23 protein-coding genes are annotated in these 22,473 nt (G+C 56.9%); 10 read left to right on the top strand and 13 right to left on the bottom strand.

The features are described from left to right. Window positions 1-177 precede the first annotated feature (177 nt). The 4 genes from ACN0XZ_RS04175 to ACN0XZ_RS04160 form a co-directional block, all read right to left on the bottom strand. A complete protein-coding gene (locus ACN0XZ_RS04175; RefSeq protein WP_417456452.1) occupies window positions 178-804 on the bottom strand; it encodes a pyridoxamine 5'-phosphate oxidase family protein in 627 nt (208 codons plus the stop codon). A 10-nt stretch (window positions 805-814) separates the two neighbouring features. Further along, window positions 815-1,720 carry a GNAT family N-acetyltransferase gene (locus tag ACN0XZ_RS04170; protein ID WP_417456451.1) on the bottom strand — a complete coding sequence of 302 codons (906 nt, stop codon included), beginning with the start codon at window positions 1,718-1,720 and terminating at the stop codon, window positions 815-817. Between the two features lie 71 nt (window positions 1,721-1,791). After that, on the bottom strand, window positions 1,792-3,126 hold the full coding sequence (locus ACN0XZ_RS04165; RefSeq protein ID WP_417456450.1) for an AmpG family muropeptide MFS transporter: 1,335 nt from the start codon (window positions 3,124-3,126) through the stop codon (window positions 1,792-1,794). Between the two features lie 186 nt (window positions 3,127-3,312). Continuing rightward, complete coding sequence (locus ACN0XZ_RS04160; RefSeq protein WP_417456449.1) at window positions 3,313-4,032, bottom strand: PaaI family thioesterase; 720 nt, start codon at window positions 4,030-4,032, stop codon at window positions 3,313-3,315. A gap of 102 nt (window positions 4,033-4,134) precedes the next feature. Between ACN0XZ_RS04160 and ACN0XZ_RS04155 the strand changes: the two genes are divergently transcribed. From ACN0XZ_RS04155 to purH, 4 genes are all read left to right on the top strand, one after another. Then, the gene (locus ACN0XZ_RS04155; RefSeq protein WP_417456448.1) at window positions 4,135-5,478 is read left to right on the top strand and encodes an RsmB/NOP family class I SAM-dependent RNA methyltransferase; all 1,344 of its coding nucleotides are present in this window, start codon (window positions 4,135-4,137) and stop codon (window positions 5,476-5,478) included. Between the two features lie 63 nt (window positions 5,479-5,541). Continuing rightward, entirely contained in the window at window positions 5,542-6,201 is a 660-nt protein-coding gene (rpe, locus tag ACN0XZ_RS04150) for a ribulose-phosphate 3-epimerase (RefSeq protein ID WP_417456447.1), read from the top strand. 55 nt (window positions 6,202-6,256) lie between these two features. After that, window positions 6,257-8,020, top strand: a complete 1,764-nt coding sequence (locus tag ACN0XZ_RS04145) for a heparinase II/III family protein (protein ID WP_417456446.1) — start codon at window positions 6,257-6,259, stop codon at window positions 8,018-8,020. 61 nt (window positions 8,021-8,081) lie between these two features. Continuing rightward, the gene (gene purH / locus ACN0XZ_RS04140; RefSeq protein WP_417456445.1) at window positions 8,082-9,662 is read left to right on the top strand and encodes a bifunctional phosphoribosylaminoimidazolecarboxamide formyltransferase/IMP cyclohydrolase; all 1,581 of its coding nucleotides are present in this window, start codon (window positions 8,082-8,084) and stop codon (window positions 9,660-9,662) included. Window positions 9,663-9,684: 22 nt separating this feature from the next. On the opposite strand, the gene ACN0XZ_RS04135 is transcribed toward purH, so the two are convergent. Further along, the gene (locus tag ACN0XZ_RS04135; RefSeq protein ID WP_417456444.1) at window positions 9,685-10,101 is read right to left on the bottom strand and encodes an HIT domain-containing protein; all 417 of its coding nucleotides are present in this window, start codon (window positions 10,099-10,101) and stop codon (window positions 9,685-9,687) included. A gap of 36 nt (window positions 10,102-10,137) precedes the next feature. On the opposite strand from ACN0XZ_RS04135, the gene ACN0XZ_RS04130 reads away from it, so the two are divergent. Next, on the top strand, window positions 10,138-10,593 hold the full coding sequence (locus ACN0XZ_RS04130; RefSeq protein WP_417456443.1) for a GNAT family N-acetyltransferase: 456 nt from the start codon (window positions 10,138-10,140) through the stop codon (window positions 10,591-10,593). Window positions 10,594-10,661: 68 nt separating this feature from the next. On the opposite strand, the gene ACN0XZ_RS04125 is transcribed toward ACN0XZ_RS04130, so the two are convergent. From ACN0XZ_RS04125 to ACN0XZ_RS04095, 7 genes are all read right to left on the bottom strand, one after another. Further along, entirely contained in the window at window positions 10,662-11,084 is a 423-nt protein-coding gene (locus ACN0XZ_RS04125; protein WP_417456442.1) for a hypothetical protein, read from the bottom strand. Window positions 11,085-11,188: 104 nt separating this feature from the next. After that, window positions 11,189-12,661, bottom strand: a complete 1,473-nt coding sequence (locus ACN0XZ_RS04120) for a M20/M25/M40 family metallo-hydrolase (RefSeq protein ID WP_417456441.1) — start codon at window positions 12,659-12,661, stop codon at window positions 11,189-11,191. 158 nt (window positions 12,662-12,819) lie between these two features. After that, window positions 12,820-13,191: a hypothetical protein gene (locus tag ACN0XZ_RS04115; protein ID WP_417456440.1), complete on the bottom strand. Its 372-nt coding sequence runs from the start codon at window positions 13,189-13,191 to the stop codon at window positions 12,820-12,822. A gap of 96 nt (window positions 13,192-13,287) precedes the next feature. Next, entirely contained in the window at window positions 13,288-13,638 is a 351-nt protein-coding gene (locus ACN0XZ_RS04110; RefSeq protein ID WP_417456439.1) for an SdpI family protein, read from the bottom strand. Then, entirely contained in the window at window positions 13,635-14,288 is a 654-nt protein-coding gene (gene nth / locus ACN0XZ_RS04105) for an endonuclease III (RefSeq protein WP_417456438.1), read from the bottom strand. Before nth ends, ACN0XZ_RS04110 begins: the two co-directional genes overlap by 4 nt. After that, the gene (locus ACN0XZ_RS04100; RefSeq protein WP_417456437.1) at window positions 14,288-15,037 is read right to left on the bottom strand and encodes an alpha/beta hydrolase; all 750 of its coding nucleotides are present in this window, start codon (window positions 15,035-15,037) and stop codon (window positions 14,288-14,290) included. The genes nth and ACN0XZ_RS04100 overlap by 1 nt, the downstream gene beginning before the upstream one ends. Before the next feature lie 21 nt (window positions 15,038-15,058). Next, entirely contained in the window at window positions 15,059-15,904 is an 846-nt protein-coding gene (locus ACN0XZ_RS04095; protein WP_417456436.1) for a capsular polysaccharide synthesis protein, read from the bottom strand. 279 nt (window positions 15,905-16,183) lie between these two features. Here ACN0XZ_RS04095 and thrS point away from each other — a divergent pair, with 279 nt between their 5' ends. Further along, a complete protein-coding gene (gene thrS / locus ACN0XZ_RS04090) occupies window positions 16,184-18,169 on the top strand; it encodes a threonine--tRNA ligase (protein WP_417456435.1) in 1,986 nt (661 codons plus the stop codon). Window positions 18,170-18,305: 136 nt separating this feature from the next. Beyond that, entirely contained in the window at window positions 18,306-18,842 is a 537-nt protein-coding gene (gene infC, locus ACN0XZ_RS04085; RefSeq protein WP_417456651.1) for a translation initiation factor IF-3, read from the top strand. Between the two features lie 76 nt (window positions 18,843-18,918). Here the strand turns inward: infC and ACN0XZ_RS04080 are convergent, their stop codons facing one another. Then, complete coding sequence (locus tag ACN0XZ_RS04080) at window positions 18,919-19,341, bottom strand: hypothetical protein (RefSeq protein ID WP_417456434.1); 423 nt, start codon at window positions 19,339-19,341, stop codon at window positions 18,919-18,921. 305 nt (window positions 19,342-19,646) lie between these two features. Between ACN0XZ_RS04080 and ACN0XZ_RS04075 the strand changes: the two genes are divergently transcribed. The 3 genes from ACN0XZ_RS04075 to ACN0XZ_RS04065 all read left to right on the top strand — a co-directional run bounded on the left by ACN0XZ_RS04075 (window position 19,647) and on the right by ACN0XZ_RS04065 (window position 22,463). Then, on the top strand, window positions 19,647-20,330 hold the full coding sequence (locus tag ACN0XZ_RS04075) for a helix-turn-helix domain-containing protein (protein WP_417456433.1): 684 nt from the start codon (window positions 19,647-19,649) through the stop codon (window positions 20,328-20,330). A 133-nt stretch (window positions 20,331-20,463) separates the two neighbouring features. Then, window positions 20,464-21,369 (top strand): LysR family transcriptional regulator, encoded by a 906-nt coding sequence (locus ACN0XZ_RS04070; protein WP_417456432.1) that lies wholly within the window; start codon window positions 20,464-20,466, stop codon window positions 21,367-21,369. A 119-nt stretch (window positions 21,370-21,488) separates the two neighbouring features. Beyond that, a complete protein-coding gene (locus tag ACN0XZ_RS04065) occupies window positions 21,489-22,463 on the top strand; it encodes a glutathione S-transferase family protein (protein ID WP_417456431.1) in 975 nt (324 codons plus the stop codon). The last annotated feature ends 10 nt before the right edge of the window (window positions 22,464-22,473 follow it).

Here is a 22,473-nt window from a genome sequence, read left to right as displayed (position 1 = left end):
AAATCGAATCTATCTTGGTGATTTTTCGTCCTGTGGACCTGCTGTCGCTGAGGCCAAGAAGCACTATACGAAAGCAAACGGTTGTTACTATTGCTCAAACGCATGCCATACATCGTAGGTGTAATGTGAGCTAAGAAACCTGCTTGTCTCGGTGGTTTAACCAAATATTACGAAACCCTAATAAAGCTCGTTCTTGAAGTTCTCGACCGCCGCCTCAAGGTCGCGGATGGGCATATCAAGGTCCATATGGTCGCGGAACATCTCACCCGCGCTTGGGAGCGCGGAGCGGTCCGGCCAGCAGTCCGGCTCCCACAGGCGGGAGCGCAGGAAAGCTTTTGAGCAGTGCAGGAAGGCCGTTTCCACCCGCACCCGAATAACCGAAAGCGGCTTCTTGCGCCCGGTTTCAAACCGGGCACGCAAGGCTTCATCTGTGAGTATCTCAGCCGTGCCCAAGATGCGCAGCGTCTCCCCCACATTGGGGATAAGGAAGATGAGGCTGACGCTTGGGTTGATGAGGATATTCTTGAGGGAATCGAGCCGCCGGTTGCCCGGCCAGTCAGGCAGCAGGAGCGTGGTATCATCCGCCACCTGCACGCTGCCGGGCGCATCACCGCGCGGGGTAACGTCTACCTTCGCGCCGCTTGCGGTTGCCATAAGGAAGAAGGGTGAAAGCTCAATGAAGCGTTTGCAGTGCTTATCAAGCGCGGGCAGTTCCTTATTGAGGCCCTTCTGGCTTGGCACACCATAATGTGCCTCAAGCGCTTCAAGCGTCTCGATACGCTGCCCAGATGGTGCTTTAGACATCACTTCCCTCCTATACGGCGGAAGCTTCCCGGCCTGCATCCGCGCTGTCATTAGCTTGTGTGCCTGTGCCCATATCAAAGTGCTTTGAATAGCGGCTGGCGATACGTTCAACCGGCAGCAGGATAAACACATCCGTGGTGCCAAACTGCTTGTCCACCACCGCACCATCGCCGATAAAACAGCCAATGCGCAAGTAGCCCTTGATCAGCGGCGGCAGCGCGCGGCGGGCCCGGCGGGTGTCAATCTCATCCGCCGCCATGGTGTTCATCTCAACATACTGGCCGTCAAGCGCACGCACGTGGAAATCATCCGCCACCAGATGGTTGTGATAGAGGTAGGCCAGCGCTTCCTTGAACTCGCCTGGGTCTGTACCTTCAAAGCTGGCGCAGCCAAACATATAGGCGATGTTATGGTCTTTGAGGTATTCGGAAATACCTTTCCACAGCATGTTGATGGTGGAATTGGCGCGATAATCCTTGTGCACGCAGGACCGGCCAAGCTCCAAGAGCTGGCGGCCTTCGCCCATTTGCGCACGGAAGGCCTTTGAGTTCATGGGTGTGAGGTCAAACTCACCGCCTGAATAAAAGCCGTTGTGGGCTTCCGCCACTTCCTGCCTGAGTAGCCGGTAGGTGCCCACAACCCGCTTGCCTTTTTTACGGTCATGATCGATCACCAGCAGGTGGTCACATACGGCATCATAAGGGTCGATGTCCCTTTTGGTCATGCGCATGCGCCAATCGGGCTTGGCGTGCATTTCCTCATAGAAGATCTTGTAGCGCAGCTTTTGCGCCCATTTGATTTCCTTGAAAGACCGCGCGAGACGAACCTCAAGGCTGCCTTGTCGCACATAGGACGGCGCGCCTGCCAGGGTTTGAGCGGCAGCAACGCGGGGGCGAATGAGAGCGTATTTTTTCATAAGGCAATCCTAATAGCGACCCATAGTGGCGGTATTGTTACAGACGCTTGAACATACCGTGACATCAGATGTCATATGTCGGCCTTCCCTTTGCCGGTTGCAAGAGTAGCTGTTCCGACCGATTTTTTCCACAAAACCATCAGGAGGATCAGCCCCGGCAGCGCGATGGCGGTGGCATACAGGAAAAACTCAACCCAGCCAACAGCTTCTGCCACATAGCCGCTTGGCGCGCCCAATACTGTGCGTGCCTGATTGGCGAGCGAGGACAAAAGCGCATACTGCGTGGCGGTGAAGTTCACGTTACAGAGCCCGGCGAAATAGGCGATGACCACGGTGGTGCCAAGGCCGGTGGCGAAGTTTTCAAGCCCCACGGTGAGGCCAAGGCGCCAGCCTTCTGCGGGGCCGGTGGCAAGCCACGCAAAGCCGAGGTTCGTGAGCATCATCAAGATACCCGTGAACAGAAGCGCCTGATAGATGCCGATGCGTTTATATAGCACAGCCCCAAGGGCCACCCCCACCATCAACGTGATGAACCCCACCGTTTTGTTCGCGGTGGCGATATCGAGGTCTGAAAACCCGAGCTCAACAATCAGTGGCCCGGTCATGATGGCGGTGACAGCATCCCCCGCCTTGAAGAAAAAGATGAACAAGAGGATCAAGAGCCAATGCTCCCGCCGGGTAAATTCCTTGAACGGCAGGTATACGGCTTCGCGCAGGCGTTCCACCACCACCGGCAGGCCTGAGTTGCTCGCGCGTTCAGCCTTGATGAATTCCCCGTCCTGCTGGCGTTCAGGCTCCCCGACCCAGAGAGCAGCAAGCGCGCCGGGTATCAGGAGCAGCGGCAACAGGAGGATCGCCGCCGCCCAGCCGTAGAAATAGGCAAAAGCAACAACACCCGCGCCCGCAATAAAGTTGGCGGTGCGGTAGCCGAACACATAAGACGCGGCGCTATAACCCTGATCTTCATCGTCAATAATCTCGATCCGGTAGGCGTCGATCACGATATCCTGACTGGCGGAGAGGAAAGCGATAAAGGCCGCCAGCACCGCAACGCTATAAAGCTCGGTCGCGGGCTCAAGCGTCGCCATGGTGATGAGCGAGCCCGCCATCATGGCCTGAATGGCAAACAGCCAGCCCCGGCGCTGGCCAAATACTTTGGTAATGGGGCCAAGGGGCAGCCGGTCAATGGCGGGGGACCAGAGGAACTTCCACGTATAAAAAGTGGTGATCAGAGCAAAAAGGCCAACGTCGGATTTGCTGACCCCTTCCCGGCTTAACCAGATACCGAGAAGCGAGATGACAAAAGTGAGCGGGAAGCCACTTGCCATGCCAAGCCCGAAGGTGGCGATGATGCGCTTGTCACCATATGGTTTCAACCCGTCGATAAAGTCCCTATAGGTTGCCACGCGGGCCCTCCCTTTCGCTCTCAAACACCTGTGGCGGGGCGGTGCCACACCTGCGCCGCAAAAACGCGCACACTTACGCCACACATAACCCGGTTTTGACACGGGTATGACACGGATTCCGCCACACGTTTCGCCACAGTTTTAGTCGTGCGGCACAAGTATGGCTCCCGCGCAAACTGGATGGCCTTAGCCCGTGATCACACTGGCATCCACGGTGATCCAAAGCCCTTCCGCCTTAGCGACAAGCGTGCCTGATGCATCATAAACCGCTGTTCCGCAACGCCTTTTTCGGCCTGAGCCACCAAGGTCCCAGCCGATGACCGTGGCCTCGCCCGCCGCCCGAAGCGGGGCGACAATCTCTGCCGTCAGGCGGCCGAGAAGCGCAGGCTCACCGGCCGCGCAGGCAAAATAACCCGGGCAGTCAAGCGCCGCCCAGATGAAGGCGCCTTCCACAAATCCGTCTTTATTTCCAAAGGCTTGGTCAAGTTTCCATGTGGCGGCGACCATGCCCTCAGCCCCTTCCACCAGCCGGGAGTGCAGGCACAGGGCATCCGGGTGTTCCCGGTCCTGCCCGCACACAAAACAGGTGCCGAAGGGTTCAAATTTTTTGGGTCTGCCCGGCGCATCCACCGGGTTACCGCCCAGCTTGAGCGGGGTCGGCAGCGCAGGCACATCAAGGCTTAAGGTGGTTGGTTTTGCAACACCGAGGATAGTCTCCCCGCCCCTCAGTACCGCGCCATCCGGCGTTTTCTCGAGCGTAAGCGGGGTATCAAGCGGCGGCGGGGCCTTCAGGCTGGCTTCAACAGCGCCACCAACCACGCCCGCCATCAAGCCGCAGACATAGCCCCCGTTTCCGCTTGTTGGTGGGCCTTTAAAGCGCGACGCAACCATCACGTTTTGCTGCATATATCCTCCCCGCCGGGCGTTATGGCGCATTATAACCGCCAAATGCCGCATTTACCTTTGTTTTGGCTTTTCTTTCGCCTCTAATTAAGAGTATGAAGCGCCATGAGCACAAGCGAAACCCAAAAAGCAACAAATAATCCAAAAGGCAGTGCCAACAGCGCCCGCGAGGCTGCTGTGCGCACACTGATGGCCGTCACCCTCAAGAGCAGGCCGTTTGATGTGGCGCTGGATGATATCACTTCGGGCCTTGATGGCCGGGACCGCGCGTTTGTCATGCAGCTTGTGATGCTGTCGCTCCGGCGGCTTGGCAGCCTGCGCGCGCTGATGGGCACGCTGGTTGACCGCGGTTTGCCCCGCAACGCCACCTGGACCGACGCGGCGCTGATCACCGGCCTCGCACAGATCCTTCTTATGCGCACGGCAGACCACGCGGCGGTGAATGAAACCGTGACGCTGATCAAAAACCTCTCCGGCAAGGAAAAGGGCTTCGCGGGCCTCGTGAACGCTGTGCTGCGCCGCGCGGTGCGGGAGCGGGACGCGCTTGTTGACCGGCTGAACGCCAAGCCGCAGGCAGACCTGCCCTTGTGGCTGCAAAACAGTTGGCGCAAGGCATACGGGCAGGACGGCATGATCGCCATTGCCCGCAGCCTCCAAGATACACCGCCCCTCGATATCAGCCTGAAGCCCGGTGAGGATAAAGTCGTCTGGGCCGAAAAACTTGAAGCCGTGGTGATGCCAAACGGCACGCTCCGCCGCGCGCTGACGGATGTCACCAAGCTGCCGGGTTATGACGATGGTGTCTGGTGGGTGCAGGATATGGCGGCGAGCCTGCCTGTTTCGCTCCTTGGTGACGTTGCTGGCAAACATGTGATGGACATGTGCGCAGCGCCGGGCGGCAAAACCATGCAGCTCGCGGCCCTTGGCGCCCGTGTAACCGCCGTGGACCGCAACAAAAACCGCCTGACCCGCCTTCATGCCAATATGAAACGCACGGGGCTGGCTGCTGATGTCCACACCGCTGATGCCACCGCTTTTGGGCCGCGCGGAACTGTGGATCATATCCTTCTTGATGCGCCATGCTCCGCCACCGGCACGCTCCGGCGCAACCCGGATGTAACCTGGACCAAATCAGAGGCAGACGTTGAAAAACTGACCGCCCTTCAGGCTCGCATGCTGGATCACGCCTTCAACCTGCTGCCGGTTGGCGGCACGCTCATATATTGCGTCTGCTCGCTTGAGAAGGCCGAAGGCGAGGATCAGATCACAGCTTTCCTCGCCCGCCATGAAAACGCCAAAAGACGCGTTATAACCGCAGCAGAGGTTGGCGGGTTGCAGGAGCTGATCACCGAGGACGGCGACCTGCGCTGCTTGCCATCAGCGCTCGCAAGCGAGGGCGGCATGGACGGATTTTTTGCCGCACGAATTGAAAAGCACAACCAGGCCTGAAAACCTTCTAGAAGGGGCGCTCGCACGCTTGCGAGACCAAGGCCAAACTGATATGGAGGCTCCATGCAAAAGCCACTCAGAATAGCCCCTTCCATCCTCTCGGCGGATTTTGCCCGACTGGGTGAAGAAGTAAGAGCCGTTGACGCCGCTGGCGCCGACTATATCCACATTGATGTGATGGACGGTCACTTTGTTCCCAACATCACCATCGGCCCCGATGTGGTGAAAGCGCTCAGGCCCCATTCTGCCAAGGTTTTTGACGTTCACCTGATGATTGAACCGGTAGACCCTTATATTGAAGCATTTGCAAAAGCAGGCGCAGATATCATCACCGCGCACGTTGAGGCTGGCCCCCACACGCACCGCACGCTGCAAGCCATTCGCGCGCAGGGCGTAAAAGCGGGTGTGTCCCTCAATCCTTCAACGCCTGAAAGCACAATCGACTATCTTTATGAGGAGCTGGACCTTATTCTGGTTATGTCGGTTAACCCGGGCTTCGGTGGCCAGAGCTTTATCGAGAGCCAGTTGAGGAAGATTGAAGCGATCCGCAAGCGGATTGATGCCCTCGGCCTTGATATCGACCTTGAGGTTGATGGCGGCGTGAACGCAAGCACCATCAAACGCGTTGTGGATGCAGGTGCAGACGTGGTTGTGGCCGGTAGCGCGACCTTCAAGGGCGGGCCGGATGCCTATGCGTCAAACATTGCGGCACTCAGGGTATAATCGGCGTTAGTATTTTTCAGAGTATTGAACCATTAAGGATAGGGAGCAGGCGGCGATGAACGCGGCCTTTGATCAGATAGCCGAATATGCGGCCCGGTCACCCATGTCACGCTCAACACTGCGGCGTGATAGCGGCACGCCCCTTGTGCTTACCCTTTTGTCGCGCTTTGGTCGTACGGTGCGCGAATGGGGCTATACCACCTCGCTTTATAGCCACCGCCTTCGGGGCCGCCACCCGGGCCAGCTTCTTGGCAGCCCGGACGACCCGGCACCGGGCAACGCAACGCTCGGCTCAGCCATCTTTGGCGGTGACATGCTGTTTGAAGGCGAGCAGCACGCACTTAAGGAAGAATTTTGGATCAGGCTTGATAGCGCAACGCCCGCGTTCCGGCGTTATGCCCACAGCTTCCACTGGCTGCAGGATCTGGCGCAAGTGGGCGACCAGATTAAAGCGAGAGACGCCGCAGAAACCATTCTCGGCTGGTGGTTACCGTTCGGGGAAGACTGGTTCAAGGAAGCGTGGGACGCAGAAACGCTGGCGCGGCGGCTCATCAATTGGCTGACCCACGCGCCGCTCATCCTCTCCGCTGATGATCTTGTGTACCGCTCAAAAGTGCTGACAAGCTTTGCACGTCAGACACGGCACCTTATGCGGGTGTGGCGCGATACTGAGCCCGGGCTGCCGCGCGTATACAGCACAGCGGCGCTGACACTGTGTGGCCTGTTGCTACCGGGTGGTGCCTCATGGCTCAACCGTGGCGCCCAAGAGCTTGAGCGCACGCTCAAGGATTTCATCCTGCCGGACGGTGGGCCCGCAAGCCGAAATACAGCAGACGCCATCCGCGCCATGCAGCTTCTCATTCTTGTGCGCGGCGCGTTTCAGGAGCGCGGCGACGACCTGCCCGCATGGGTGCAAACCACGCTGGACCGTATCGGGCCATTTGTGCGCGCCATGCGCCACGGTGACGGCAACTTTGCCCAGTTTGGCGGGGTTACGGCAGAAGGCGGGCACGGCACCAATGCCATCCTTGCCGCCAGCGAAGCCAAGGGCAAAGCCATCGAGAACGCCGCTCATACCGGCTTCCAGCGCATTGTTGCGGGCAAAGCCTGTTTGATTGTGGACGCAGGACCACCGCCCGGCGGCAACTATGCGGCACGCGGGCACGCAAGCACGTCAGCCTTTGAGTTTTCAAACGGGCAGGAACGGCTGATTGTCAGCGTTGGCCCGGCCTCACGGCGGGGGCCAATGCCACAGCTTGCTAAACTTGCACGCACCACGGCCGCGCACTCAGCGCTGGTGATCGGGGACCGCAACTCCACCCGGTTGATGGATGATGGCCGCTTGGGCGCCGGTGTGGCCGAGACGCTGACCATTCGGGAAGTGATGGAAGAAAGCGTGCGGCTGCGCACCACCCATGACGGGTACCTCAAGCGGTTTGGTGTCAAGCACGAGCGCATCCTGGAGCTTTCAGGCGACGGCACACGCCTTAAGGGCAGCGACCGGCTGTTTGGCCCCAAGCTCAAAAAACTGAGCGGCCAACAGGTATTGCTGCGGTTTCACCTGCACCCGCAGGTCAAGGCGCTCAAGGCGCCGGACGGGCGGATCACGCTTGAAACCCGGTCTGGCAAAACATGGATTTTTGATGCCGACGGCGGCAACGCCGAGATTGAGGACAGCCTCTATCTCAGCCGACCAGACCGCCCGGAGGCGAGCAAACAGATCGTTGTGACACTTTCAAAGGAAGGAGCCCAAAGGGGCTCAGGCGAGGGGACAAACCAACCCATTTGCAATTGGGTTTTGAGTGAAATGAATATCTGACCATCCGCTGTTGGGTTGCGGAAGGTCAGGTGTTTTTTATTTTTAGAGGCGACCATAACCAATGGATAAAGTTGTTATCAAACGTGCGCTTTTGTCAGTTTCCGACAAAACCGGGCTTGTTGAGCTTGCAAAGGCACTGGCTGAAAATGGCGTGGAAATTCTCTCCACCGGCGGATCAGCCAAGGTAATCCGCGACGCGGGCATCCCTGTGAAAGAAGTGGCTGACCATACCGGCTTCCCCGAGATGATGGACGGCCGGGTGAAAACCCTGCACCCTAAAATTCATGGCGGTTTCCTCGCGCTTCGCGACAATGCCGATCATGTGAAAGCCATGAAAGAGCACGAGATTGGCGGCATCGACCTTGTGGCCGTGAACCTCTATCCGTTTGAAGCGACTGTCGCCTCTGGCGCTGACTTTGATACCTGCATTGAGAATATCGACATCGGCGGCCCGGCCATGGTGCGCTCGGCCGCCAAAAACCACGGGTTTGTAACCATTGTTACCGACCCCGCTGACTATCCGGCCATCATTGATGAGATCAAGACACAGGGCGGCACAAGCCATGCCATGCGCAAAGCGCTGGCAGCGAAGGCATATGCGCGCACCGCAGCCTATGACACCGCCATCAGCCAGTGGTACGCCGAGCAAAACGGCGTCACCTTCCCGGACCGCATGACCGTATCCGGCACCAAGGTGCAGGAATGCCGTTATGGTGAAAACCCGCACCAGATCGCCGCTTTCTACCGCAACGCGGAGGCCCGCCCCGGCATCGCCACGGCAACCCAGCATCAGGGCAAAGAGCTTTCCTACAACAACCTCAATGACACCGACGCCGCCTTTGAACTGGTGAGCGAGTTTGACCCGAGCGTGCCAACGGTGGCCATCATCAAACACGCCAACCCGTGCGGCGTGGCAAAAGGCGCAACGCTCAAGGAGGCCTATGAGAAGGCCCTGAAGTGTGACCCGGTTTCCGCCTTTGGTGGCATTGTGGCGCTGAATGGCACGCTGGATGCGGATACAGCGACAGAGATCGTCAAGGTTTTCACGGAAGTGATTATCGCGCCTGAAGTGACAGATGACGCAAAAGCCATCATCGCGGCCAAGAAAAACCTGCGCCTTCTCACCACAGGCGGGCTTGCTGACCCTGCGCAAGCCGCAAAAATGGTGAAATCTGTTGCCGGTGGCTATCTGGTACAGAACCGTGATACGGGCCGCATCACGCTTGATGACCTGAAGGTGGTGACCAAACGCGCGCCATCAGACGATGAGCTTAAAGACATGCTGTTCGCCTTCCAGGTTGGCAAACATGTGAAATCAAACGCCATCGTTTATGTGCGTGACGGCATGACCGTAGGCATTGGCGCAGGGCAGATGAACCGCCGGGACAGCAGCCGCATCGCCGCCATCCGTGCCGGTGAAGCCGCCGAGATGGCGGGTGAGAGCGAAAGCCTCGCCAAAGGCAGCGTGGTGGCAAGTGATGCCTTCTTCCCGTTTGCGGACGGCCTGCTGGCCGCCGCGGAAGCGGGGGCGACGGCGATCATCCAGCCGGGCGGCAGCATGCGCGACGAGGAAGTGATCACCGCCGCAGATGAAGCGGGCCTTGCCATGGTGTTCACCGGCATGCGCCACTTCCGCCACTAAGACCGGCGAGAATACGACATATTCATGAGGCGCTTTCGAGCGCCTCTTTTATTTTAGTGATCGTGTCAGCACAGGCGGCTGGTTCATAGGCTTTTGCAGGCACTTTCCCCCACACCGGGCCGGGCCATGCAGCGTCCCCCTCATAGCGCGCGATGATGTGGACATGGAGCTGCGGCACCATATTGCCAAGCGCAGCCACATTCATCTTATCCGCCTGAAACAGCGTCTCCATCACAGATGCCACATGGCTGATTTCCCGCATCAAGGTTTGCTGGTCAGCCTCCTTGAGCGCATGTATCTCGCGCATCCCAAAGCGTTCAGGCACCAGAACGAGCCACGGGTATGTGCTGTCGTTCATAATAAGCACGCGGCAAAGGCGCAGGGTGCAGATTTCCACCGTATCTGCAAGTAGTTGCGGGTGAAGCTCAAATTCTGTCATAGTGGTTTTCCATAACGCGATTGGGGGATTGTTTATATGGCACCTTATTACCGGATCAGGCCAGCCAATGAGGAGGATATCTTTTTCATTCGGGCGTTAGAGCTCGACCCGGCAAATCAATATGTACACAGTTGGGACGAAGATACCCACCGCGAAAAATTGGCGCACCCCAGTTTCCATTACTTCGTCGCAGAAGATGTTGAAGAAAAACCGCTGGGCTACGCGATCCTGACCTATAACACACCCGAACGCCTGGAATGGCGCCGGATCATTGTGGCGCGGCGCGGTGCCGGGCTTGGCACCACCTTCATGCGAGACATACTGAAGCACTTCTCCAAAGACCAGACGCTCAAAACCATCTGGCTCGATGTGTATGAAGAGAATGCCCGCGCGCGGCATGTTTATGCGTCGCTTGGTTTTAGGGAGACAGGCACCGATACAGCCAAAGTGCCGGGCCGCACCCTCATACTGATGGAAATCGATAACACCTGAAAACCAGCAACAAAAACCGCCGCCAAAGTTGCCCCGGCAGCGGTTTCACGTGGAATAAAGGGAGCACCTTAGGCTGAGGGGTCTTCCTCTTCCTCGTCTTCGTGCTCATCCTTCTCTTTTTTGGCCTTATCCTTCATCTTTTTGGCGTGCTTCTTGTGCTCTTTTGCCGTGTCCTTGGCATGTTTTTTATGAGCCTTAGCCATATCCTTGGCGTGTCTCTTGTGTTCCTTGCCCATGTCTTTGGCTTGTTTCTTGTGAGCTTTGGCAATGGCCTTGTCGCACTTGGCTTGGGCTTTGGCCCTGTCCTCGTCGGACCCGCCTTCGGCCTTTTTCATCGCCGCGTCGCACTTGGTTTGTGCTTTTTCCATCGCCGCCTTGTGCACGTCGTGCATGTCACCCTTCTCGTGGTGATCAAACGCCTGCGCCGCACCAAAGCCTGAGACAGCAAAACAGGCAGCAAAAATGCTGGTAATAACCGGGAGCTTTTTCATCTTCCCCTCCTCAGATGACCTTCAGTTCGTCGAATACTCGCTCTGTATACTAGCGTACTTTGAAGCCCCCCACTACTGCGGAGGGCTATGCTCACGCAATAGTGCTATTCACCCGCCGAACGCCGCATGAGCTTCTCGAAGAAATCCACCTGCCGGGCAATCACCGTAATCGGCACAGCTTCATTGGTGCCGTGGATACGCTTGAGATCATCGGGTTTGAACACAAATGGCATAAAGCGGTACACGCCGTCTGCCACAGCGTCATAGTGCCGCGCGTCTGTCCCCTGTACCGTCAGCGTTGGTGCGATGGGAATATCGCCAAACTCGTCCCGGATGGTGGCTTCAATCGCCTGATAGCCTTCCCCCATGGGGCTAGAAAGGCTGGTAGCTTCTCGCCCGCCGCCCAAATTCTCAATCGTCACGCGCTCGTCCGCAACCAGTGCCCGGGCGCGCTCGGTCACGCTCGCAACCGTATCACGCGGGTGGATGCGGTAGTTCACAACCGCCTCGCCATACTGGGGCAAAATATTTGCTTTGGTGCCCGATTTCATCATGGTGAAGGCTGTTGTTGTGCGCATGAACGCAGCAACTGTCGGGCTTTTTGAAAGCTGTGCCTCAAGAAGCGGGCGGGTGAGCCACAGGTTCGCGATCATCATGCGGTTGATGAAAGGCTGCTCGGGCGCCACAGCAAATAAAAACTCCTCCAGATGCTCATCCAGCACCGCATCATAGGGGTTGTCCATCACCGCCACACCCGCTTTGGCGGCAAGGCTTGCAGCCGTGAACTCTTTTGGTGCGCTTGAATGCCCACCTTCATCTTCGGCCGAAAACTTGAGGGTGACTGATCCTTTTTCACCAAGGCTCACAAGCGCCACCGGGCTCCCCACGCCAGGCACGATGCCATCTGTCATCGCGGAGCCTTCATCCATCGCCCACGCGAGCTGTACGCCCTTGGCCGCGAGGCGCTCGGCCATCTTGATGGCACCAAGGTCACCGCCAAGCTCTTCATCATGCCCAAAAAGGAAATAGATATCCCGGTCTGGCGTGAAACCGGCTGCCGCCAGCCGTTCCGCAGCCTCCATCAGAGAGATCAGGATGCCCTTGTCGTCAAGTGCACCACGCCCCCACAAGACACCATCCTCATCGATCACGCCGTCAAACGGTGGGTACTTCCAATCTTTCAGCCCATATTCGGGGATTGGCACCACATCCATATGCGCCAGAAGGGCGATTGGTTTTTTACTGCTCTCACCCCCCGCTGGCCAGCGGTACATCAGGGAATAGTCTGAGACGACTTCTTTCTCCATCACCCGGTGCGCGCCGGGGTAGGTTTCTTCAAGGAAGGTATGAAAACCCTTGAACGCCGCATCATCGGGAGGTGTGTCCAGGCTGTGGCTGATGGTTTGGAAACGGATGGCGGCAGCGAGGTTTTCGCCAATGCGCCGGGCTTCAACAGGATCTATTTCCGCACTTCTAAGCGTTCGTGCCTCGCCCGCTGGCAGCATCATAAAGGTGCGCGTGACCATAACGGTGATAAGCACCAAAACCCCAAGGCCAAGCAGTTTCAAGATACGCATATAGTCCCCCTGAGAACACAAGATGTCTGATGAGATAGCTAGTGCGTTCTAGCATCAATTCCAGATTTGTCATGTGGTTCGGGGAAACATTGGACGACTAAGGCCGGAGAATCTCCGGCCTTAGTCAGCTCTATAGTGTGGGGCAAGCCCGCCGCCAATCAATAGCAGCTTGTCGCGATAACACCTGCTTGTTTGGAGTTGCCGCTCGCAGCTTTCACCGGGCAGGTCATGGCCTCGCTGTTTGGCATTGTTGCCTGTGCGTGGCACTGCCCGATGCCGGAACTGTTCACCGTGGCCGTGCATGAGGTGACAACCGTACTGCCGCATGTGAGCGAAATCGTGAAAGCGTCGCCTTCCTTGCCGCTCACACTGATGCCTGCAACGCCGGTGTTGCCTTTGCTGCAGCTTTGGCCCTGAGCCTCTGACTTTGCAACATGCTGCGTGTCTGAAACCACATTGCTCGCTGATCCCACTGTCGTGAAACCAAGCATTGCAGCGCCTGCGAGCACTAGTGAAATTGATGAACCCATAATCGCCTCCTTTGTTGAGCTATCAGGGAGACGACGGCTTGGGAGGCCGTTTGTGAGCTTTGTTTGAAGGGTGGCGGGGCTACGGGCCCGCAAGGGTCACGCATGGCTGAGCGCAATAGCCGCACTCCAGCACGTGAAAACCACCGGCACAAAGATAGGTATAATCAGTTTTTTGTCGCTGTCCGTACCCCAAAAGCGGTGCAGGAGATAAACGATAACCAGCGAGAGCAGGCCCAGCACCACCATCGCCGTGCCGCCGGTGGTGTTAGCGGCGTACCAGACCGCCGGGTCCGCCATCGTGCGGGCGGTCCGCACACCATAAACCGGGTTAGGGTCAACCATGCCAAGCGCCATTGGCAACCCCATCGCCGCAAACAGCACGGAAAGGCCATAAGGCAGACCAAAAAGCAGCCGCTTCTTCAGTTTTTCCGGGTCGCGTGGCGTCAAATCGTCTTTTCCTTATAAAGGCAGATGTCGGTGAGCTTGCATTTGGCGCAGTCCGGCTTGCGGGCTTTGCAGATATAACGACCAAGCAGGATAAGCCAGTGATGGGCATGAAGCTGAAACGGCTCGGGGATCACTTTCATCAAGGCGTCCTCAACCCTGTCTACATTCTTGCCGGGCGCAAGGCCGGTACGGTTTGAAACGCGGAATATATGCGTATCCACAGCGCATGTGGGCTGGCCAAAGGCGATATTGAGCACCACATTGGCGGTTTTTCGGCCCACGCCCGCGAGCGCCTGCAGCTCCTCCCGCGTTTCCGGCACTTTTGAGCCGTGTTTTTCAATCAGGTCGCGGCACAGCTTGATCACATTTTCGGCCTTGGCGTTATAAAGCCCGATGGTTTTGATATGTTCCTTGAGGCCGTCAACACCAAGCGCGAGCATCTTCTCCGGCGTATCAGCCACCGGCCAAAGGTTTTTTGTGGCCTTGTTTACCCCCACATCCGTCGCCTGCGCGGACAACACAACAGCCACCAGAAGCGTGAACTCATTCACATAATCAAGCTCACCCTCAGGGTTTGGGTTATCTTCCGCGAGGCGGGCAAAAAACTCGAAAATCTGCGCCCGGTTCAGCTTTGAATATTTACCCGCCATCAGATTTCCTCCGCGAGGGTGCCAACGACGCGCACAAGGCGCTTGAGGTCCACATCGCGTGACAGCCTATGGTCACCCCCCGGCACCAGCACAACCTCAACATCTTCGCCCGTTAGATTGTCAGCGATGCTTATCGCGGTTTGCCACGGCACATCCGGGTCAGCGGTGCCTTGGATGAGCCGCACAGGGATATGCAAATGGATAGGGGCATGGTTCACGCGGTTACGCCAGCCATCTTCAAAGAGCGCGCGGGTGAAAACATAAGGGTCGGGGCCATAGTCACTTGGCACCAGCAAGCGGCCTTCCGTGAGGATCGTGTTGCGCTCTTCGTCTGACAACGCATCCCAGTGCCAAAGCGTGAAATCAGGCGCGGCGGCAATCCCAACAAGCGCCTTCACCCGTGCGCGGCGGGCTTTCGCAGCCAAAAGCGCGATCCACCCCCCCATGGAAGAGCCAACAAGGATTTGTGGGCCTGTCGTCAGGCGGTCGATCACCGCCAGCGCATCCTTGAGCCAAAGACCGATGGTCCCGTCCGCAAATTTTCCGGATGACTGGCCATGGCCCTGATAGTCAAACCGCACAAATGCGCGGCCTGCGCGCCGCGCCTGTTCTTCAAGCGCGAGGGCTTTCGAGCCTTCCATGTCGCTCATGAACCCGCCCAGAAACACAACGCCCGGTCCCGCGCCTTTTGTGCGGTGATAGGCAATCCGTGTGCCGTGCTTCGTGATCAAAAAATCGGGGTCAGACATGAATTTTCCAGATGCTCTTGATTATGGGTCAGAACGTTTTTCGCGTCTCTCACTACAATAATCAAGCAACACCTGCAGCGTCGGCAGTTCGCTTGGGTTCATGGTACGCCAGCAAAGTTTATAGAAGGGTGCGATATCAAGGCTTGCCTGCCGCAGTACTTCTTTCTCGCTCCAGCGCTGTTTTTTGATAACACCGCCCCGTTGCATAACGTGCGTCGGGTTGGCTGAAAGTTTGGGAGCTTTTGCCCAGATCTCAGCGTATCGCGCGTCATGCTGAAGCAGAAAATCAAAAAGATAGTGGCACCAGAAATACGGCGCACTAGTCAACGTCTGCCAAAAAGGCCGAGTGCGCCAGGCAAAAGGCTCAGTAACCGCATCTCCGACAAACTTACCAGCTTCCGCAACACCATCAGCTTTTTCAAGCCTCTCATGGGACCATAGAGACAGTGCGGCCTGATACCACTTATGAACGATATAATGCTTGGGAACGGCCGCCAGAAACCAACTGGCTATCGGTCGGTCCGGCGCCGGGCTGCTACACGCAAAAAAACCAGCCGATAGAAACATGGGAAGCCAAGAATCTAGTGATGTTTTACAGAGAAGCGTGGCATCGGCCCAAACCCCGCCTCGGGTCATAAGGAGCTTGAGCCGCACCCAGTCGGATAGCGCTGCCGCTGACATTTTTGACGCGGCTGTGCGCTCCTGTTCAGTGTCCCACAGTTGATCAACATCTTCCTGGTTCAGCACATTTATCACCCAGGAAGGGTTATGGACGCGCCAGCTTTTAATACATTGCTGCACGAGGCTTGGTGCAGCTTGCTCGCCCTGCAGCCATACCATCCAGATTGTCTTGGGAAATACTGCCATTAAATAAGCGCACCATAAGGTTATGGCCGGTCCCCACGACCTGCCACACCTTTAAGAAATCCGCTCGGAAGGTGTTTTTCAACAATAATCTGGGAACCGAACCGTATAGTAGCGTGAAATATTCCTTTCCGTTGATCAGAAAATGCTGTGATGAAACCGTCACCGCACAGCAATTCTTTTCAACCCGTAGGGTATAAAACCCAAGGCTTTGCTTGACTTCCGCGCGGGGGCTAGTTAACTCGCGAATTCCATATTTTCTATTTTAAGGAATCCAGACCAATGAACGCGAACGAGAGTGTCAAAAACCCGGTCAACCTGCGCCTGCCAGACGGCAGCGTGCGCACGTTTGATGGCCCGGTGACCGGCACCACCCTCGCGTCAGATATTGGTCCTGGCCTCCTCAAGGCTGCGCTTGCCATTAAAGTGAATGGTGAGCTGTGGGACCTGAGCCGTGCGATTGAAGTGGATTCTGATGTTTCCATCATCACAAAACGTGACGATGACGGCCTTGAGCTGATGCGCCACGACGCCGCGCACATCATGGCGGAAGCGGTGCAGGAACTGTTTCCCGGTACGCAGGTCACCATCGGCCCCGTTATTGAAGACGGCTTCTTTTATGATTTTGCGCGCGACAAACCTTTCACCGAGGAAGACCTTGAGGTGATTGAAAAGCGCATGCACGAGATCGTGAAACGCGATGAAGAGATCATCCGTGAGGTATGGAGCCGTGACGACGCAGTCGCGCACTTCAAGAAGATCGGTGAGCACTATAAAGCCGAACTGATCGAAGCCATTCCGGCGGGCGAAGAAGTTACCATCTATAAGCAAGGCAACTGGCTTGACCTGTGCCGCGGGCCTCACCTGCCGTCAACCGGCAAGCTGGGCGATGCCTTCAAGCTGATGAAGGTAGCGGGCGCTTACTGGCGCGGTGACAGCAAAAACGAGATGCTGACCCGCATCTACGGCACGTGTTGGACCGACAAAAAAGAACTGAAAGCCTACCTGTTGCGCCTTGAAGAAGCCGCGAAACGTGACCACCGCAAGCTGGGCCGCGAGATGGACCTGTTCCATTTGCAGGAAGAAGCACAGGGCAGTGTTTTCTGGCATCCGCAAGGCTATACAATCTGGCTGCAGATGGAAAAATACATCCGGGGCCGGTTGCAAGGCGCAGGCTACCGCGAGGTGAAAACACCGCAACTTCTCGACAGCAAGTTTTGGGAACAGTCTGGCCACTGGTCCAAGTTCCGCGAAAACATGTTTGTTGTGCCCGATGAAATCCCGAGCACCGAAGAAGACGCACCTGTGCTCTCTGGTGACGCGAAGCTGATGGCGTTGAAGCCAATGAACTGCCCCGCGCACGTTCAGATCTTCAAACAAGGCATCAAAAGCTACCGTGACCTGCCGATCCGCTTTGCGGAGTTTGGCTGCTGTCACCGGAACGAGGCACACGGCGCTTTGCATGGCCTGATGCGTGTGCGGCAAATGACGCAGGATGATGCGCATATCTTCTGCCGTGAGGATCAGGTGACGGAAGAAAGCGTTGCTTTCTGTGCGCTCCTCGCCAGCGTTTACCGCGACCTCGGCTTCCCTGAGTTCAAGGTCAAGCTTGCCACCCGCCCGGAGATGCGTGCGGGCACGGACGAGATCTGGGACAAGGCGGAAGGTGCGCTTGAAGCAGCGCTCAAGGCCGCGAAGCTGGAGTTTGAGTATGCGCCCGGCGAAGGGGCATTTTATGGGCCGAAGCTTGAGTTCCACCTCTCGGACGCGATCGGGCGTACGTGGCAGTGTGGCACCTTGCAGACAGACTTCGTGCTGCCTGAACGGCTGGACGCAAGCTATATCGGCGAAGACGGCAACAAGCACCGCCCGGTGATGCTGCACCGCGCCATCCTTGGCACGCTTGAGCGTTTCATTGGTATCATGATCGAGCATTATGCTGGCAAGATGCCGCTTTGGCTCGCGCCAACGCAGGCCGTGATTGCCCCGATCACCTCGGAGGCGGATGAATACGCGCAAGCGGTTGCTGACAAGCTTGGAGCCCTTGATATGCGGGTGAAAACGGACCTTCGGAACGAGAAGATCAACTATAAGGTCCGTGAGCACAGCCACGCCAAGGTGCCAGTTATTCTGGTAGTGGGCATGCGCGAAGCGGAAGAGGGCAAAGTGTCCATGCGGCGCCTGGGCTCAAACGAGAACAAGGTGATGCCGCTTGACGAGGCTGCGACCCAACTGGCCGCTGAGGCAACGATGCCAACAGGCAACTAATGTGGCTAATCCGTAACAGTCTGCCAAAGCCCACGTTTTTCAAGGCTTTGCACCGGGCGCGTTACAAGCTATAGTAAAAAGTGCAAGGCGGGCTACATGTGTGGCCCGCTACTTAACTTCGACAGGAGAACTGACCATACGTAGAGGGCAATTTGCGACCCCACCCAAACAGGAAGGGCCGCGCGTTAACGATCAGATCAGGGTAAGAGAAGTCCGGCTGATCGGAGCTAATGGTGAAAACCACGGTGTCGTGTCAACGGCTGAAGCGATGAACATCGCGGCAGACTCAGGTCTTGATCTCGTCGAGATCTCGCCAAACGCGGAACCGCCCGTATGCAAGGTTCTCGATTACGGCAAGTTCAAATACGAGCAGCAGAAGAAAGCCAACGCTGCCCGCAAGAACCAGAAAACCCAGGAAGTCAAAGAGATCAAGATGCGTCCGGGCATCGATGTTCATGACTACCAGACCAAGATGAAGAAAATTCACCAGTTCATCGAAAAGGGTGACAAGGTGAAGGTAACCATCCGCTTCCGTGGCCGTGAAATGGCACACCAGGAGCTGGGCATGGAAGTTCTTCACAAGGTTGCAGGTGAGATGGAAGAAGAAGCCAAGATCGAGGCGCGCCCCAAGATGGAAGGCCGCCAGATGATCATGGTGATCGCGCCTAAATAAGCCTATCTGCTTTCGGGTAGTGTAAACGAACAACCGCCTCGCTTTGGGGCGGTTTTTTGTTGGGCTGAAACAAAGATCAACGCTTGTGTTCGTTCAGGTAAGCCTTCATGCGTTCGCGCCGCTCGTCCTGAATATCCTTGTAGATCGCCATCTGCTCCCGGCTCATATGTTTGGACAGGGCTGATTCTGTATCCGATCGCGCCGCTTTCATTTCCCTCGCCAGCTTCAGTTTTTCGCGCATCCTCAGGGAGGGTTTCTGGCCACGGCCAAAACCATATCTTTCGAGAATGGCAAGCTGGCGGTCACGTCCGGCTTCCATAATCGGTTTGACCCGCGCCTCTTGCTCAGGGGTGAGACCTAGCCGCGCTTTATTTTCCTCCGCACGCTCCAACAGCCGGTCAAGGGTAGCATCGTCTATCTGACGCTCGCTGGCCTCTGCAAAAGGTATTGCAGCAACAAACGCTGCCACACACAAAAAGACCCGAAGGGTTATCGTCATGCTGTGTCTCCGTCGCTCAAACATATATCGCTGATACGGCTGAAACATCGTTCGCATTCGAAAGTTCAGGCAATATTTCCTCAATAGGCGTGATATTCCGCTATATTCATCTGGCATTCCCGGCATGACTTCCAAAGAATGTGTTGTGTTTTCAACAAACTATGGCGGCTGCAGAGACGTCTACGTCACCCGGCGGAACTATTTTGTGCCGGGGTCAAGAAGAGAGGCGTAGGGCGTACCGGGCGTACGGCCAAGCCACTTTTCGCAGGCAGCGGCGCAAAAAGACCGCCGAACAGGAGACCAACATGAAGTTTGGTGACTATATACGACAGACACGCGAAAAAGCAGGCTGGACCCAGCCCGAGGCCGCAGCGAGGGCCGATATCGAACAATCCTATCTGTCCAAACTGGAAACGGGAAAGTCTTACCCGTCCGAGGATATATTTGCGCGGCTTATGGCCGCTTATTCCATTGATGTGGAAGACCTGTGCCGGTCGGTTTATGCGGCGGAGCTGGATAAGCTTCGGGAGATCAAGGACGTGCGCCAAGTAGTGCTGACGCGCCAGAACAAAGAAAGCCAGTTTGTACGGGCCTGGCTGGTTGCTGGCCTTATCATGATCATGCTGGGCGGCGGCATGTTTGGCCTCGCCTATTCGATCCCCGACGGCAGGCACATGATATATTCCTACCGCTCTGAAGGCGTGATCCAGAAGGGCGAATCGCCCATGATCTATGAGTTTCTCTCGGTCGGTGGGCCCGATAGTGAAAACAAGAGCCTGAGCGAGCGCGTAAACTATGCTTTCCAGACCTTGCGCGAGAACAAGGGAAACAGCTTCATTGAACCTGTGGAGGGTGGCTACCGCAAATACACCCTGTTTGATAGCGCCAAAGCAAACCAGCCTTCCGCTATCAGCTGGCACTATGCTTTTGGCATCATGTTCCTTTGTGGCGGGCTCGCGTGTTTTTACATCAGCCGCCGCTGGCGATAAATACTTGAGACTTTAGCCTGCGCATAGACCGGCCTCTGATTGTCTATTCTGGGGCCGGTTTTTTGTTGCGGGAAGCGCGACACTGGCGCATGATTCATCTGATATTGTTCGCACTGCAACAACGGAGCCTGTTATGGACCTCGCCGCTATCCGCACCTTCTGCCGCGCCGTGGAAACCGGCAACCTGACGGCTGCCGCAAAAGCGCTTCACATCACCAAGTCTGTTGCGTCGCGCCGCATCCAGATGCTGGAGGATGACCTTGGGGTCAGGTTGCTTGCCCGCACCACCAAGGGTGTGGCGCCAACCGATCAGGGCATGATGTTTTATGAGCGCGGCCAGCGCATTCTTGATGATCTTGAGGACGCAGCCCAGGCGGTGAAATGCACCGATGACAATCTTGTTGGCACGCTTCGTATCACCGCACCCCGCAGTTTTGCTGATCTTTTCCTCGGCGCGCCTTTGATGGATTTTATCGCAAAGCACCCCGACCTGAAGTTTGAAATGAACCTGACGGATGAGCGGGTGGATATCATCGGCGGGGGGTATGACCTTGGCCTGCGCATCACGCGAGACCTAGACGACACCAGCCTGATTGCGCGCAAGCTTGCGGAAATGCGCAGCCACCTTGTGGCAAGCCCTGACTATATCGCCAAACACGGTGCGCCAGAAAAGCCGGAAGACCTCAAGGATCACGAGTCTATCTTCTACTCCAACGTTGAGGCCGCAAAACACTGGCGCTTTGGCACCGGTACGGAAACGGAGGGTGTCCGGGTCAAGGGCCGGTTAACCACCAACTCCGGCCAGATGCAGCTCGAAGCAGCGCTCGCGGGCCTCGCCATCGCGAACCTGCCACGCTTTTATGTATATGAGGGGCTTGAAAGTGGCCGCCTTGTTGAGGTGCTGGCGGATTTCCCGCGCGCACCCACCACGCTTTATGCCCTCTATCCAGAGCGCCGCCTGTTGCCGCTCAAGGTGCGCGCGCTTATTGACCATCTTGCAGACTGTTTCAGCAAAGACTGCAACGCCTGCAACCTATAGGCTCGTCTATAGCTCGCTCGCGTTCGCATTTCAGCAACACTGACTTCGATTTTCACGCCCTACCGATGGTCGCCATAATCCTTATCTAGGGTTCATAACAATGAACCAAGGAGGCGAACATGGGTTTGCTGATCGACGGCAAATGGCACGACCAGTGGTATGACACCAAAAGCGACGGGCGCTTCAAGCGCCAGGAGTCCGCTTTCAGGAACTGGATCACAGCAACAGGAGAGGCTGGCCCCTCCGGCAGCGGCGGGTTCAAGGCCGAAGCCGGGCGGTATCACCTTTATGTCTCCCTCGCGTGCCCGTGGGCGCACCGCACACTGGTGATGCGCGCGCTCAAAGGGCTGGAGCAGGTGATCAGCGTGTCTGTCGTGGGTACTGATATGCTTGAAGACGGCTGGACCTTTGATGAGAAGAACGGCAGCACAGGTGACCCCCTCTATGGTGCCCGTTTCCTCCATGAAATTTATACCCGCGCGAAAAGCGACTATTCAGGCCGTGTTACCGTGCCTGTGCTGTGGGATAAAAAGACCGGCACGATCGTCTCAAACGAAAGTGCGGAGATCATTCGCATGCTTAATAGCGCCTTTGACGGTATCGGCGCGAAAGAGGGGGACTATTACCCCGAAGCCCTGCGCGGTGTGATCGATGATATCAACGAGCGTGTTTATCACACGGTCAACAACGGTGTGTACAAAGCGGGCTTCGCCACCACGCAAAGCGCATATGAAGAGGCGGTTATCCCACTTTTTGAAACGCTTGACTGGCTGGAGGAACACTTGGCTGAAAACCGGTACCTGGCGGGCGATGGCATCACCGAAGCTGATATCCGGCTATTCACCACGCTTGTGCGGTTTGACCCCGTTTATGTGGGCCACTTCAAGTGCAACATACGCCGCATCGCAGACTATGCAGAACTGAGCGCTTATATGCGCGAAATCTACCAGCTGCCCGGCGTGCGCGAGACGGTGGATATGAGCCATATCAAAGCGCACTATTACAAGAGCCACAAGACCATCAACCCAGGTGGTATTATCCCACATGGCCCGGTGATGGACCTTGATGCACCCCATGGCCGCGACTGGCTTTAGGGGCAGGAGA

This window comes from Kordiimonas sp. (genome assembly GCF_048264555.1).
Taxonomy (GTDB): domain Bacteria; phylum Pseudomonadota; class Alphaproteobacteria; order Sphingomonadales; family Kordiimonadaceae; genus Kordiimonas.
This window is presented reverse-complemented; position numbering and strand designations above follow the sequence as displayed.

Excerpts from the sequence above, each read along its gene's own strand:
- ACN0XZ_RS04100 (WP_417456437.1), bottom strand. The coding sequence starts at position 15,037 with ATGTCTGACCCCGATTTTTTGATCACGAAGCACGGCACACGGATTGCC.
- ACN0XZ_RS04135 (WP_417456444.1), bottom strand. The coding sequence starts at position 10,101 with ATGACAGAATTTGAGCTTCACCCGCAACTACTTGCAGATACGGTGGAA.
- ACN0XZ_RS04145 (WP_417456446.1), top strand. The coding sequence starts at position 6,257 with ATGAACGCGGCCTTTGATCAGATAGCCGAATATGCGGCCCGGTCACCC.
- ACN0XZ_RS04170 (WP_417456451.1), bottom strand. The coding sequence starts at position 1,720 with ATGAAAAAATACGCTCTCATTCGCCCCCGCGTTGCTGCCGCTCAAACC.
- ACN0XZ_RS04130 (WP_417456443.1), top strand. The coding sequence starts at position 10,138 with ATGGCACCTTATTACCGGATCAGGCCAGCCAATGAGGAGGATATCTTT.
- nth (WP_417456438.1), bottom strand. The coding sequence starts at position 14,288 with ATGGCGGGTAAATATTCAAAGCTGAACCGGGCGCAGATTTTCGAGTTT.
- ACN0XZ_RS04155 (WP_417456448.1), top strand. The coding sequence starts at position 4,135 with ATGAGCACAAGCGAAACCCAAAAAGCAACAAATAATCCAAAAGGCAGT.
- ACN0XZ_RS04160 (WP_417456449.1), bottom strand. The coding sequence starts at position 4,032 with ATGCAGCAAAACGTGATGGTTGCGTCGCGCTTTAAAGGCCCACCAACA.
- ACN0XZ_RS04095 (WP_417456436.1), bottom strand. The coding sequence starts at position 15,904 with ATGGCAGTATTTCCCAAGACAATCTGGATGGTATGGCTGCAGGGCGAG.
- purH (WP_417456445.1), top strand. The coding sequence starts at position 8,082 with ATGGATAAAGTTGTTATCAAACGTGCGCTTTTGTCAGTTTCCGACAAA.
- ACN0XZ_RS04125 (WP_417456442.1), bottom strand. The coding sequence starts at position 11,084 with ATGAAAAAGCTCCCGGTTATTACCAGCATTTTTGCTGCCTGTTTTGCT.
- ACN0XZ_RS04115 (WP_417456440.1), bottom strand. The coding sequence starts at position 13,191 with ATGGGTTCATCAATTTCACTAGTGCTCGCAGGCGCTGCAATGCTTGGT.
- ACN0XZ_RS04080 (WP_417456434.1), bottom strand. The coding sequence starts at position 19,341 with ATGACGATAACCCTTCGGGTCTTTTTGTGTGTGGCAGCGTTTGTTGCT.
- ACN0XZ_RS04120 (WP_417456441.1), bottom strand. The coding sequence starts at position 12,661 with ATGCGTATCTTGAAACTGCTTGGCCTTGGGGTTTTGGTGCTTATCACC.
- ACN0XZ_RS04065 (WP_417456431.1), top strand. The coding sequence starts at position 21,489 with ATGGGTTTGCTGATCGACGGCAAATGGCACGACCAGTGGTATGACACC.
- ACN0XZ_RS04175 (WP_417456452.1), bottom strand. The coding sequence starts at position 804 with ATGTCTAAAGCACCATCTGGGCAGCGTATCGAGACGCTTGAAGCGCTT.
- thrS (WP_417456435.1), top strand. The coding sequence starts at position 16,184 with ATGAACGCGAACGAGAGTGTCAAAAACCCGGTCAACCTGCGCCTGCCA.
- ACN0XZ_RS04070 (WP_417456432.1), top strand. The coding sequence starts at position 20,464 with ATGGACCTCGCCGCTATCCGCACCTTCTGCCGCGCCGTGGAAACCGGC.
- rpe (WP_417456447.1), top strand. The coding sequence starts at position 5,542 with ATGCAAAAGCCACTCAGAATAGCCCCTTCCATCCTCTCGGCGGATTTT.
- ACN0XZ_RS04075 (WP_417456433.1), top strand. The coding sequence starts at position 19,647 with ATGAAGTTTGGTGACTATATACGACAGACACGCGAAAAAGCAGGCTGG.